The sequence below is a fragment of the Otoolea muris genome (assembly GCF_943193115.1).
Taxonomy (GTDB): Bacteria; Bacillota; Clostridia; order Lachnospirales; family Lachnospiraceae; genus Otoolea; species Otoolea muris.
This window is the reverse complement of sequence record NZ_CALPCY010000033.1, coordinates 42,622-54,828: the sequence shown is the minus strand read 5'-3', so window position 1 is coordinate 54,828 and position 12,207 is coordinate 42,622. Positions and strand designations below refer to the sequence as shown.

Annotated in this window: 10 protein-coding genes, 1 other RNA gene and 3 pseudogenes; 6 read left to right on the top strand and 8 right to left on the bottom strand. The window is 54.6% G+C overall.

The features are described from left to right. Positions 1-77 precede the first annotated feature (77 nt). Positions 78-656 (bottom strand): annotated as a pseudogene (locus tag NFS31_RS17615) (MATE family efflux transporter); the annotation flags it as partial. Between the two features lie 334 nt (positions 657-990). Here NFS31_RS17615 and NFS31_RS17610 point away from each other — a divergent pair. Beyond that, a complete protein-coding gene (locus tag NFS31_RS17610; RefSeq protein ID WP_251497915.1) occupies positions 991-1,332 on the top strand; it encodes a hypothetical protein in 342 nt (113 codons plus the stop codon). On the opposite strand, the pseudogene NFS31_RS27895 reads toward NFS31_RS17610, so the two are convergent. Then, positions 1,235-1,462: pseudogene (locus NFS31_RS27895) on the bottom strand (DUF6783 domain-containing protein). The gene NFS31_RS17610 and the pseudogene NFS31_RS27895 sit on opposite strands and share 98 nt — an antisense overlap. Here NFS31_RS27895 and NFS31_RS27890 point away from each other — a divergent pair. Beyond that, a pseudogene (locus NFS31_RS27890) lies at positions 1,400-1,657 on the top strand (DUF6783 domain-containing protein); the annotation flags it as partial. The pseudogenes NFS31_RS27895 and NFS31_RS27890 sit on opposite strands and share 63 nt — an antisense overlap. On the opposite strand, the gene NFS31_RS17605 reads toward NFS31_RS27890, so the two are convergent. Beyond that, positions 1,654-2,991 carry a glycoside hydrolase family 10-like protein gene (locus tag NFS31_RS17605; RefSeq protein WP_251497912.1) on the bottom strand — a complete coding sequence of 446 codons (1,338 nt, stop codon included), beginning with the start codon at positions 2,989-2,991 and terminating at the stop codon, positions 1,654-1,656. The pseudogene NFS31_RS27890 and the gene NFS31_RS17605 overlap by 4 nt on opposite strands. 248 nt (positions 2,992-3,239) lie before the next feature. Between NFS31_RS17605 and ssrA the strand changes: the two genes are divergently transcribed. Beyond that, positions 3,240-3,584, top strand: a transfer-messenger RNA (tmRNA) gene (ssrA, locus tag NFS31_RS17600). A 95-nt stretch (positions 3,585-3,679) separates the two neighbouring features. On the opposite strand, the gene NFS31_RS17595 is transcribed toward ssrA, so the two are convergent. The 3 genes from NFS31_RS17595 to NFS31_RS17585 form a co-directional block, all read right to left on the bottom strand. After that, complete coding sequence (locus NFS31_RS17595; protein WP_251497910.1) at positions 3,680-4,033, bottom strand: hypothetical protein; 354 nt, start codon at positions 4,031-4,033, stop codon at positions 3,680-3,682. A gap of 20 nt (positions 4,034-4,053) precedes the next feature. Then, on the bottom strand, positions 4,054-4,773 hold the full coding sequence (locus NFS31_RS17590) for a DUF5131 family protein (protein WP_251497907.1): 720 nt from the start codon (positions 4,771-4,773) through the stop codon (positions 4,054-4,056). A 389-nt stretch (positions 4,774-5,162) separates the two neighbouring features. Next, positions 5,163-6,059, bottom strand: a complete 897-nt coding sequence (locus tag NFS31_RS17585) for a LysR family transcriptional regulator (RefSeq protein ID WP_251497904.1) — start codon at positions 6,057-6,059, stop codon at positions 5,163-5,165. A gap of 369 nt (positions 6,060-6,428) precedes the next feature. Here NFS31_RS17585 and NFS31_RS17580 point away from each other — a divergent pair, with 369 nt between their 5' ends. From NFS31_RS17580 to NFS31_RS17570, 3 genes are read left to right on the top strand one after another with little or no spacing between them, the layout of a single operon-like run. After that, complete coding sequence (locus tag NFS31_RS17580; protein ID WP_251497901.1) at positions 6,429-6,848, top strand: MaoC family dehydratase; 420 nt, start codon at positions 6,429-6,431, stop codon at positions 6,846-6,848. Between the two features lie 21 nt (positions 6,849-6,869). Continuing rightward, the gene (locus NFS31_RS17575) at positions 6,870-8,453 is read left to right on the top strand and encodes an acyl CoA:acetate/3-ketoacid CoA transferase (protein ID WP_251497898.1); all 1,584 of its coding nucleotides are present in this window, start codon (positions 6,870-6,872) and stop codon (positions 8,451-8,453) included. Continuing rightward, on the top strand, positions 8,450-9,730 hold the full coding sequence (locus NFS31_RS17570; protein ID WP_251497895.1) for a GntP family permease: 1,281 nt from the start codon (positions 8,450-8,452) through the stop codon (positions 9,728-9,730). The genes NFS31_RS17575 and NFS31_RS17570 overlap by 4 nt, the downstream gene beginning before the upstream one ends. A gap of 114 nt (positions 9,731-9,844) precedes the next feature. Here NFS31_RS17570 and NFS31_RS17565 read toward each other — a convergent pair whose 3' ends face one another. Together NFS31_RS17565 and NFS31_RS17560 are read right to left on the bottom strand one after the other, a co-directional pair. Continuing rightward, a complete protein-coding gene (locus NFS31_RS17565) occupies positions 9,845-10,315 on the bottom strand; it encodes a methylglyoxal synthase (protein WP_251497892.1) in 471 nt (156 codons plus the stop codon). A gap of 379 nt (positions 10,316-10,694) precedes the next feature. Beyond that, entirely contained in the window at positions 10,695-12,056 is a 1,362-nt protein-coding gene (locus tag NFS31_RS17560; RefSeq protein ID WP_251497889.1) for an NCS2 family permease, read from the bottom strand. Between the last annotated feature and the right edge of the window lie 151 nt (positions 12,057-12,207).

Sequence of the window (12,207 nt, the reverse complement as noted above, 5' to 3'; positions counted from 1 at the left end):
TTGTAAATCATCCGTTTTTGTCCGGATGTATCTACCCTTTTTTCATTCTATAACTGTCCGAGTTTTCGGACAGTCTCGCCCATATGCAGCGCGAAGATAAAGATCGGATCCAGGATCATATTGGCAGCCGCCCCCAGAAATACGGTCATCATGCCAATCCGCCCAAAGCCCTGGGAATTAATAAACGAATTCATCCCCAGCCCGACCATCACAAACACGCTGCCCAGAAGATAGATGGTAATATACGCATCCGCAAACGGATACGTCGCGTCGCTCGCGCCGAACAGATACAGCATCGGCCTGCGAAACGCCAGGCCAAAGGCTGTAATAAAGACGCCGGAACCCAAAAGCAGCGCAAACGAATTCCCCATAATCGCCTCTGCCTCCCCGACATTTCCCCGCCCCCGCTCAATCGAGCACAGCGGGGCGCCTCCCATGCCGAACAGGTTGGCAAAGGCGATCACCATAGTGATGATCGGAAGAGACAGGCCGATCCCGGTCAGGGAAAGCGTGGAATGCTCCGGTATCTTTCCGATGTAGATCCGGTCAACGATATTGTAAAGCACATTGATAAGCTGCGCAAACGTCATTGGAACAGCCAGATCCAAAATATTTTTAACAACGCTTCCTTTTGAAAAATCATTCTTGTCTGCCATGATCCCACGCGGGCTCCTGTAAACAGGCGCACTCCTTTCTCTTTTGATGAACAGGCGATTTTTTAGACGCACCTGAGTAAATTATAGGCTATACGGATTTGGAATTCAATACCTTTTGCTGGCGCTGTTTGTCGTGAGAAGGCCGCCCTCTTCGCCCCATATTGCTTGCGCTGCCGCCCAAAAGCTGGTATGATATCCAAAAACGGAGTATGTACAGGCAGAGGAAAGGGCGTCCCGGGCAGCGGTTTTACGAAGCTTTGTCCGCAGCAGCCAGCCAGGGCCCGCTGCGGGAGGCGGCTGTTTACGGCATGTGCATACGGAAGGGAGTCCCACAATGGATGAAAAGCAGACACAAGCGGCAAATGAAGCCCTGAGCAGCGAGGAATTCTGGAACCGCCTGGTTTCCTGCCAGGAGCAGACATTTTATACGGAGAAAAAACTGCCCTTTACCTATCAGATCCGGGGCGGTGAAATGTTTGTGGACCGGCGTTCCAAATCGATCACCAAGGCTACGATTCTAAAAGCCTATGCGCGCGTTCTCGAGGATCACGAGCGCGTCATCTGCGGGCCGAAAAAGCTCAACTGTTTCGGCGCGCCCTATGTGTGGGCCATTTTCCGGGAGCTCGGAGTGGTGACGCCCCGGCCCGCGAAGGCAAAAAAAGCAGAAATGCCCTAGAGCGTGTTTGAAAAATCATTCCCGCCATCTGCACGCCCCACTTTGCGGCATATTTGGGCCAAATTCACTTAACGCAGCCCACTGCGCCGCGTTCATTTGGCCCAAATCTCCCACAAAGCGGAACGCACATCTGGCAGAAAGCATTTTTCAAACACGCTCTAGGATTCATCCCGTACATAAAAAGCAATGCCGTAACCTCCCGGCGCGCCCGGACCGTTACGGCATATGCTTCCAGATTGTGTTTGAAACATCACTCCCGCCATCCGCGCCTTTCACAAACGGCGGCGCGCATCGGACGGAAAGCATCTTTCAACCGCGCTCTTAATGGAAGAGCGCGGTTAAATTCTCCACCTCGGCGCGGGCCGCCTCCCTGGTGAGGGAGCTGAAATCGTACAGGCAGTATCCGCTTACCTGCCCGGTGCTCCGCCCGGTAAGAACCTGACGCCGCATGATGTCCTGGTAACGCAGCCATTCCGGCGTCTCATTCCCGTCCGCCGCGTCGGTTCCGGTTTTATAAAGGGGCAGGCCGACATAGAGCGTCACATCCCCCTTTTTCTTAAGCGTAATCCAGTCATTTAAGCAGGTATCGAACGCATAGGCCGCCGGCTGGCCGTTTACTTTGGCCTCAAACCCCCAGTAGATCTGCGGCATCACATAATCCACATACCCCGGCTGGGACATCCATGTATCAATGTCCACGAACAGCCGGTTCTCAAGGCGCAGATGCTTTAAATAGCCCTCTGGGCTGACTCCGAACACGGCCTGGGGCCGGTACTGCTTTACGGTCTGATACACGCCCCGCACAAGCTGGTTAATATTATTCTTCCGCCAGGCTGCGATGCTCTCCCGTGAGCCGGACGAGAGATATTCCGGCTTATCAAACCACAGCGCCTCATTCGCGTCGTCGATATTGGGGTAAAAATAATCGTCAAAATGGACTCCGTCCACTTCATAGCGCTCGACCACTTCCCGCACGCCGTCAATGATGCGCTGGCGGACCTCAGGGACAGCCGGATTGTAGTAGAGCTCGCCCTCATGGGTCAGAACCCAGCGGTCATTGGACGCGTCCTGATCGCCGGCCCAGGCGATCGCCGGATTCGAGGCGCAGAGATCGCTGTAGCGGTTTAAATAGCCCGTGATGCGGAACGGGTTGATCCAGGCGTGGACCTGCAGGCCCCTGGCATGGGCGGATGAAAGGACATACGCAAAGGGATCATAGCCGGGGTCCACGCCCTGTTTTCCGGACGCGAACTTAGACCACGGGAAATAAGCGGACGGATACATGGCGTCCCCGTCGGGCCGGATCTGGACAAAAACGGCGTTGATGCCTTTGGACACGCAGAGATCCATGGAAGCGTCCACTGCTTTACGAAAGGACGCCGGATCCTTAGGCCAGCGGTTCCAGTCCAGATAGGAAATCCACACGCCGCGCAGCTCCCCCTGCGCGGCCGGGACAGTTGAAGCCGCCTTCACGAAAACTTCGTCGCCGCCGGAGACGGCATCCCCGTCTGACTGCGCCTGCGCAGAGAGGGAAATGTCCTCTGCCGGACCTGCAAGCGCGCGGGAGGACGCCATAGCTGAAACGCTCAGTCCCAGGCCAAGAAACAGGGCCAGGGCAGCGGGAAACGCGCGCTTTTTCGTTTTTTTATGATTTTGCATGATGATTCGTGTTCCTTTCCTTTTATCGTTCGCAGTATGAACAGATGTTTGCGGGAAACAGATACCGGGAAATGTTTCCTGTCCCAATGTATTTTACCAGAAATGGAAGACGGAATCTTTACTTTTTTCTGTCGGTTTACGTTATCTTTGTACAGACCTCGCTAAGCGCCGGCGGGGAAATTTGAGATAAAAAATCATTGACAACCGTCTGCTATTGTGCTACCATAGCAAGGAAATCCCCAATATCAGGGGCAGTACCGGTTTCGACAGGGATCATGAAGCTGGTGAAGCTATCCGCATGCGATGCGTCAAATGGCAAAATTAAAATTAAACGCTAACGATAGAGAATTAGCATTTGCTGCTTAATTAAAGCAGTTGTCAGCCTTAGGGCACTCACACCTTAAGAATCTGGCATCGACTATGTGAGAAACGACGGCAGGGGGGTTCCGGACTGCCGGTCGTATCAGGAACTACTGAAACCCTGAGGATGTCTGCTTCCGCAGGGCAGAGGGAATGAAAAAGAACAGACTATGATAGTAGAAGAACAGGGAATTGGTTTTTGGACACGGGTTCGACTCCCGTCTGCTCCATTTCTGAAAAATCCATCCGCTATTGATTTTAAAACCAATAGCGGATGGATTTTTTCAATGACTTACAATGCGCTGCCCTCCGGCCGAATCTTCAAAAATTAAACATCCCGCTTAAATCCCTTAACATCCTTTTTGTGGATACCGCTGACAGAATCCGCAAGTCCTTTTTGGATACAGATCTCACCTTGCTGACTGATATTGAAAATCTTATCAAAGCATCCTGCCAGCAGGCGTTCTCCCACATTTCCGCCTATTCCATCTGCATAATTATCCCTCCTGTTTCCCTCTAAACCGGAAAATCGCCCTATCAGCGTTTCTATTGTCTCCGTAACATTCCGGATCAGGACTTCAAAATCAATCCATCCCTTCACCTCCGCATGATACGCCATAAAATAGCGGACAAAATTATTTCCCAGCACCAATATATTCTTCGTTGGCATCCCGATACACATCGCCCGTCCCTCCCCTCTCTCTATCCGTTTGTATCAATCCCCGCCTTACGCGCCTGAACCGCCTGCAGGCTTCTCGGAATATTATACAATCTCCCATCCTTCCTGAAATGGGCCCCGGTCTGTTTAAAACGGAACGGGACATGGTGCTCCCTGCACTGTTTCGCCGAATCCAGTATCCAGCCATAATCGCAGATTCTCGCATCCGGCCCGGATTCCCCGCCGCAGATGACGCCCCCGATCTTTCCTGTCGCGAGATAGCGCCGGATATCCACGCCCTCCAGCATGGGCTCATGGATCACCTCCCTGTGCCTGATTGGGAGACCCAGCATCACCGGCAGGCGTTCATCCGCCTCTTTCTGGTTCTCGCAGGTCGAACAAACCGTCACATTCTCATACCCGTCTCCCCAGTCGTCCGGCAGGCTCACCTCAAAACGCCCAATCCGCTTGGTGATAATATAAAACCTCAGATCCGGCCGGATGCGGATAAATTCCCATGCTTCTCTCCTCCACTCATCCGCTTCCTCAATAAAAAAATCGGACGTCATGCATGTATACACATACCCTGTCTCCTGCAGCTTATAGGAACCGTCCCGCCTTTTCTGAACCGGCAGCCGGAATGAAGCCGTCTTTGTCACGACCGAACTGTCCTTCCCAAATTCCGCGTCCCTGCGGTACATATAACAATTCGCGCATCCCGCGCTGATTTTACGGCAGCCATGCCATGGATTCCATATATCCATCCGCTCGCCCCCATCCGCGATTACCCTCTCCTGCTTTTACACCACTCCCGGCAGCGCTATATTACCACTTGCCAGAGCGCGCCGCTTTTACGCAAATGATCATATCACAAAAACCGTTCATTATGAAGATCTATTTAAAAATGGCGGCATTCACGGCCTGTCGGTAACGTAGCCGCCCGGGGGCCTCTATATCCATAAGGAACCCGTAGAAAACCGCCGGTACTTAGCGAGGTCTTTTCGAGCTTAGTACCGCTGCGCTTTTCTCCGAGCGAAAGCGGGGTTCCGTTGGATATAGAGGCCCCCGGGCGGCGGCCCCTCTCACAATACCCCCCGGTCCGCAATCTCCCCGCTTCGCTCAATTCCATAGCCATACATGTAAACCATACCTTCTAACTACCGCCATTTCTCCCCACCCTCTCGCAAGCAAACCGTATAAACGCATCCATCACCCCCGAAACATACCTCTCCTTTGGCACAATAATCGCGATTTCCCACGGAAACTCCGGCTCTGTCAGCCGGATGCGCCGTATGTCGTCGGAATGGAACCGCACCGCGATCGGCAGCGGCAGAATGCTGATCCCCTGATTCAGCGCCACCATTTCCGCAAGAAAATCCCACTGGGAGCTCTGGCATGTAATCCGCGGCTCAAAGCCCGCGTTGCGGCAGCTCGAAAGGATGCGGTCATGCAGCATATACGTATGGTCAAGGATCATAAAATCCTCATCAATCAGTTCGATAAACCGCACCGTCTTTCTCTCTGCCAGCCGGTGCGACTTATGGACGAGCAGGACATTAAAGGACGAGGCAAAGGGCGCCACATGGTAACCCGGATAAGAAAACGGAAAAATGATCACCCCTAAATCCACAGAACCGTTGTCCACCCTCTCCTTCACCGTATTCGCGCCGGCCTCCACGACGCGGATATTGATATTGGGATTCTGTTTCTGAAATTCATAGATAATCGACGGGAAATATGCGGTCAGGATGACCGGAGGGATGCCGATGCGCAGCTCCCCCTGATTGCCCCTGATACAGTTGTAAATCTGTTCCTCCTGCTTTCCGATCATATCCAGAAGGTATTTCCCCTTTTCAACCAGCAGGACGCCGTGCTCTGTCAGCTTAAATTCATTAGAGGAGCGGTCGATCAGGCTGGTTTCAAGCTCCTTTTCCAGGGCTATTACGGACTTGCTTAAGGTGGACTGGCACAAAAACAGCTCGTTTGAAGCTTTCGTAAAATTTCCATGCTCCGCAACCTTGATAAAATACGACAGATATTTCAAATTCATAAACGCGCCTCCTTGTGTGTGATGCCGCTGTCCGTACATGGTATGCGGCCATTTGCGTATTTCCGGAACCGTTGCCATGATCATTATACCCCGCTTCCCGCCCCGCCTGCAGGCCGTCCCTTATACAAGCCCTGATGTACGTTTCTTATTCTGCTATTTTAATACATTCCGCGGCGAAATGCTTATGGTTCTTTTTCATGAAATGATGAATTTTATCCATTATACAAACAAAGGCCCCTGTGATATATTACAAAAAAGGGGCGGGACAATCGATAATTCTGAGTATATTTCACAAAAATGTTCCGTATCCCGACGCGTGGCCATGCGTGAATTGCAGCAGCTCAGACAACCGCACAAAAAGGAGGCGCTATGGAAAAAAGACTGGAAACCGGACAGGTATGCACCTTTCAGAAAAAGGTATCCGACGAGGATGTGAGAAAATTTGCAGAAGTAACAGGGGATAAAAATCCTTTGCATCTGGACGACGAGTTTGCCCGGACCACCATGTTTAAAGAGCGGATCGCGCATGGTATGATCGGGGCCGGCATCATATCCGGCGGGCTGGCGATGCATATGCCGGGGCTTGGCACAACGTATCTGGAGCAGGATCTGAAATTCATGCGGCCGGTCCGGATCGGCGATGTCCTGACCGTAGAGCTTAAGGTCCTGGAAATCCTGCCAAAGACGAAATTTGATATCGCAAAAATACGCACAACCTGCACGAATGAGCGGGGAGAGGTCGTTATCAGCGGGACGGCAACCGTGATTCCGCCCGAAACGGCATCGTGAACACAGGAAGGGAGAACGCACATGGCAAAAATCATTAACAGCGCGGAGGCCGCGCAGCTCATTCAGGACGGGGACGTAGTTGGTATCAACGGGTTTGCATTCGGTTTCGGTTTTCCGGAATCGCTGGCAAAGGCCCTTGGCGGGCGCTATCGCAGGGAAGGCAGCCCCAGGGGGCTGACCCTGATGTTTGCATCCGGCTGCGGCGACAGCGGGGCCAGCGATTTCGGCCTGGATCATTTTGCCCAGGACGGGATGGTGGACAAAATCATCGCCGGCCACGTCGGTCTGGCCAAAAAGCTGAGCGGACTGATCAGTGAAAACAGGATCGCAGCCTGGAATTTCCCCCAGGGCGTCATTGCCCATCTGTTCCGGGAAATGGCGGGCGGCAAGGAAGGCATTGTCACGCATGTGGGCCTGGGAACCTTTGCGGATCCGCGGGTGGAAGGCGGCCGGATGAACGCTCTCGCAAAAGAAAACCTGGTTGAACTCATTGAAATCGGGGGCAGGGAACGCCTGTATTACAAAGCGCCTCCCCTTACCGTGGCGCTCATCCGCGGGACGACGGCCGATGAATCGGGCAATCTCACCGTGGATCAGGAGGGCGTGCTCTTAGAAACCCTGCACCTGGCGGCAGCGGCCAAAAGCGCCGGGGGCATTGTGATTGCGCAGGCGGCTCATATCTCCAGAAAGGGCGCGCTGGACCCGAGAAAGGTTGCCGTGCCCGGTATCCTCGTCGATTATATCGTGCCGGCTCCGCAGGAAGATCACCGGATGAATGTAGGGACAATCTGCGACCCGTCGTTCACCGGTGAAGTGAAGATTCCGTCTGACCGGGTCGCTCCCATGCCGCTGGATGTGAGAAAGGTGATTGCAAAACGCTGCGCCATGGAGCTCCGTCTGGGAATGACGGTCAACCTTGGCATCGGCGTGCCGGAGGGGATCGCTTCCGCTGCGCTTGAGGAAGGCATACACGACTGGATGACCATGACCGTCGAGGCCGGCGCGGTCGGCGGAATCCCGGCCTCCGGATACGGTTTGGGGGCGGCCGCCAATGTGGAAGCTCTTGTCGGCCAGCCGAACCTGTTTGACATCTACGACGGCGGCGGCCTTGACATCGCCTTTCTCGGACTCGCCCAGGCCGACGCGGCGGGGAACATCAATGTCAGCAAATTTAAGGGCCGCATGGTCGGCTGCGGCGGATTTGTAAACATTTCCCAGAACACAAAAAAGGTCGTGTTCTGCGGCGCGTTTACCGCCGGGCGCAGCCATATCGCCGTTGATGCCATGGGCGTACATATCATTGAGGACGGGCCGCACATCAAATTTATCGACTGTGTGGAACAGATCACCTTCAGCGGGCGCTACGCCAAGCTGAGAGGCCAGGAGGTTCTCTACGTGACGGAGCGCGCCGTTTTCCGGCTGGCCTCCGGGGGCCTGGAGCTGATTGAAATCGCTCCCCTGGTTGATCTGGAAACAGATATCCTTGGAAAAATGGCCTTCTGCCCCCTGATCTCCCGTGATCTGAAGCTTATGGACGCCCGTATATTTAAAGATCAGCCTATGGGGCTTGCGCACTCCATAGACGGAAAGGAGGCCGGCGTATGATAAGTATCTTACTTGGCCTGGCTGTTTTAGTATTCCTGGCCTATAAAGGCTACAACATCATCTGGGTTGCCCCGGCGTCGGCCATGATCGTCGCGCTCCTTGGGGGCCTTGAACTCTTCCCGGCCTACACGGAGCTGTATATGGACGGATTGGCAGGCTTTGCCAAATCGTGGTTCCCGGTCTTCCTCTTTGGGGCCGTCTTCGGGAAAATGATGGAGGCAACCGGGCTCGCCAGCTCAGTCGCCCGGTTCCTCTCCGGCCTTATCGGCAGCAGGCGCGCCATCCTGGCCGTTGTCATCGCCTGCGCGGTCCTGACATACGGGGGCGTCAGCCTGTTTGTCGTGGTCTTTGCCATCTACCCCCTGGCGCTTGAGCTATACCGGGAGGCGGACATCCCCAGAAGGCTGATCCCCGGCGCGATCGCGCTCGGATCCTTTACCTTCACCATGACCGCCCTGCCCGGCTCGCCGCAGCTCAATAACCTGATCGCGGCCCGCTACCTCGGCACAACAGCCATGGCGGCCCCGGTCCTTGGCCTCACCGCCGCCCTCATCATGTTCGCAGGAGGCTACGCCTGGCTGGCGCGCCGCGAAAAGATCCTGCGCGCCGCCGGGGAGCGGTATGAAGGCGCAGGCGATGAAACGGCGCAGGAGACGGCAGAGCTTCCTCACTGGATCTTTGGCATCATCCCGCTCGCGGCCGTTGTAGCGACCTTAAATATCCTTCAGTGGCCGGCCATAGCGGCCATCGGCACAGGGATCGCCCTCATCGCTGTTTTCAATATCAGGCGGTGGAAGACCTTTATTCCCGCCATCAATGAGGGCGCGTCAGGCTCTGTCATGGCGATCATGAACACTTCCGCCGCCGTTGGCTTTGGAAGCGTGGTAAAGGCAGTTCCGGGGTTTGCCGCCCTGACCTCCGCATTGCTCGGGATGGGCGGCAGCCCTCTCGTGTCAGAGGCTGTGGCCATCACCACTCTCGCAGGCGCGACCGGATCCTCGTCCGGAGGCATGACGATCGCCCTGGAGGCCCTGGCTTCCAAATATCTGGAGATCGCCCAGGCCATGCACATCAGCCCCGAGGCATTCCACCGCGTCGCAACCGTGGCCTCCGGCGGGCTCGATTCCCTGCCGCACTGCGGCGCAGTGATCACGCTGCTCGCGGTATGCGGGCTGACGCATAAGGATTCCTATGCGGATATCGGGATCGTCACCTGCGTGATACCGATCCTGGCGGTGGCAGTGATAGTTGTGATGGGAAGTTTGGGGATTGTCTGAGGGGAAAGAATAGAGAAAAGAGCCTCTTTTTTCAAAGGAGGCTCTTTGCTTATCAGTCATGCGCCGGCTGGAGCGAAGCGGCATCTTTTGCCCATCCCCCGCCAAAACCGCCCGTCAGAGCGTATCCGCCCTCTCCTGGATCGTTTTGCGGAAATTGATGACATCGTGCTGATAATCTGTTGACATATATTCCGATGTGATCATAAAATCTGCCGTCGCCTTGTTAACCGCCATGGGAATATCATACACCTGCGCGATCCGCATCAGCGCCTTCACATCCGGGTCATGCGGCTGCGCCGTCAGCGGGTCGGAAAAGAAGACAACAAAATCAATTACACCCTCAACAATCTTGGCGCCAATCTGCTGATCCCCGCCCAGAGGGCCGCTGTTATAGCCTTTCACCGTAAGCCCTGTCTGATCCGTGATCATCCGCGCCGTCGTCCCTGTTCCGTATAAATTGTGATGCTTTAAGATGGCGTAGTGCTCCCTGCACCACTCTATCAGCTTTGGTTTCTCATTATCATGCGCAATCAGCGCAATATCTTTTTTCGGTCCGATGGTAAATGTTATGTAATCCTTTGCCATAGCTGTCATCTCCTTTCTCTATGGCTGTCTGCGCGGCGTACGGCGGTAAGGAACTGTCTCGAAATAACTTCCCATATTCCTTGTCTTTTTCTCCGATAGCGCTGCTCAAAAATCAGTTACATAGCCCGCTATGCGCTTGATTTTTGAGCAGCACTCTCGAAGAAAAATCCTGCGGACTAATGGGAAGTTATTTCGAGACAGCTCCTAAGAAAAAGCCGTACGCCGCGTTTCACAAGTTATACCACAGAACCGGGCCGGAACACAAGTTAAATATTAATAAACAATTTCTGACGATTTTCTAACGTTACGGTTCACACCCCTGCCGGGCTGTGCCCGGTAACCTTCTAAACGCCGCGCCCTGCGTCTCATACAGACGATCCTACAGGAACACATATTTCAGCACAAACAGCGCCGCCAGCACATACATCAGCGGGGCGACCCGCCGTCCCTTTCCCGCCGCCAGGTTCAGCAGCACATAGGAGATGATCCCGAGTGAGATCCCCTCGGAAATACTGTAAAACAGCGGCATGGCGATGATCGCCAGATAGGCCGGGATCGCCTCCGTCAGATGTTCCTCATCGAAACGGATCTCCGTCACGGTCCCCACCATCAGAAATCCCACCATAATCAGCGCAGGCGCGGTGGCAAAGGACGGGATTGCGGTAAATACCGACGCAAACAGCGTCGAGGCCAAAAACAGCGCGCCCGTCACCAGAGCCGTCAGGCCGGTGCGCCCGCCAACCGCCACCCCGGAGGCGGATTCCACAAACGTGGTCGTCGTCGAAGTGCCGAGCACCGCCCCGGCAGAAGTCGCGATCGCGTCCGACAAAAGGGCCGGGCGGATGCGGGGAAGGCGGCCCTCTCCGTCCAGCATGTCCGCCTTGGTCGCCACGCCGATCAGCGTCCCCAGCGTGTCAAAAATATCCACAAACAGGAACGAGAATACGATGACAATAAAATTCAGAAGGCCCACCGCGCCCATATCCACCTTGAAGCACTGGCCAAACGTCAGGCCCAGCTTCGTAAAATCCGTGATCGAAAGCGACGGGAACAGCGTATAAAAGCCGGCCTCCGGATCCGGCGTATAGATCCCCGCCGCCTGGCACGCCATACCAAGCGCCCAGGTAATAACAATCCCAAACAGGATTGCGCCCTTTACCTTATGAATATACAGCGCGGCGATGACAAACAGCCCGATCAGGGCCAGCAGGGCGCAGATACCGGAGGTGCGGAAATTCTCTGTAAAGCTGGTGATTGTGACCAGAGTGGCCGAATCTACGCACAGCCCCGCATTCTGCAGGCCGATAAACGCGATAAACAGCCCGATACCGACCGAAACGCCCTTTTTCAGCGTCAGCGGAATGGCATTAAAAATGGCCTCGCGGACATTGGTCAGGGAGAGGACAATAAACACCGCGCCCTCGACAAATACCGCCAGCAGCGCAACCTGCCAGCTCACGCCATAGCCAAGGACAACCGTATACGCCAGATAGGCGTTCAGCCCCATACCCGCCGACAGCGCAAACGGCAGGTTCGCCAGAAACGCCATACAGGCCGTGCCGATAAAGGAGGCCAGCGCCGTGGCCAGAAGCACAGCCGTAGGATCCATGCCCGCCGCGCTTAAAATACTGGGATTTACAGCCAGAATATACGCCATGGTCATAAAAGTCGTGATCCCGGCCATAACCTCTGTCCGCACCGTCGTGTTATTGTCTGTCAGCCTGAATACCTTTTCAAACATCGTTCTATCCCCTTTTCGTGTGATGAATTCGGTTGTAAAAATGTGCAGCAGTTCAAAGCTTAAACTGTTACAAAACTCTTCCTGTTCACAATAACATGAACTTAAAAAATTCGTAAGAAACCTGCCCGCTATATCCGCCTGATTTGTCTAT

Bases quoted from the DNA above. Each gene is read 5' to 3' on its own strand.
- NFS31_RS17590 (WP_251497907.1), bottom strand. From the start codon at position 4,773: ATGGATATATGGAATCCATGGCATGGCTGCCGTAAAATCAGCGCGGGA.
- NFS31_RS17610 (WP_251497915.1), top strand. From the start codon at position 991: ATGGATGAAAAGCAGACACAAGCGGCAAATGAAGCCCTGAGCAGCGAG.
- NFS31_RS17560 (WP_251497889.1), bottom strand. From the start codon at position 12,056: ATGTTTGAAAAGGTATTCAGGCTGACAGACAATAACACGACGGTGCGG.
- NFS31_RS17570 (WP_251497895.1), top strand. From the start codon at position 8,450: ATGATAAGTATCTTACTTGGCCTGGCTGTTTTAGTATTCCTGGCCTAT.
- NFS31_RS17605 (WP_251497912.1), bottom strand. From the start codon at position 2,991: ATGCAAAATCATAAAAAAACGAAAAAGCGCGCGTTTCCCGCTGCCCTG.
- NFS31_RS17595 (WP_251497910.1), bottom strand. From the start codon at position 4,033: ATGTGTATCGGGATGCCAACGAAGAATATATTGGTGCTGGGAAATAAT.
- NFS31_RS17580 (WP_251497901.1), top strand. From the start codon at position 6,429: ATGGAAAAAAGACTGGAAACCGGACAGGTATGCACCTTTCAGAAAAAG.
- NFS31_RS17585 (WP_251497904.1), bottom strand. From the start codon at position 6,059: ATGAATTTGAAATATCTGTCGTATTTTATCAAGGTTGCGGAGCATGGA.
- NFS31_RS17565 (WP_251497892.1), bottom strand. From the start codon at position 10,315: ATGGCAAAGGATTACATAACATTTACCATCGGACCGAAAAAAGATATT.
- NFS31_RS17575 (WP_251497898.1), top strand. From the start codon at position 6,870: ATGGCAAAAATCATTAACAGCGCGGAGGCCGCGCAGCTCATTCAGGAC.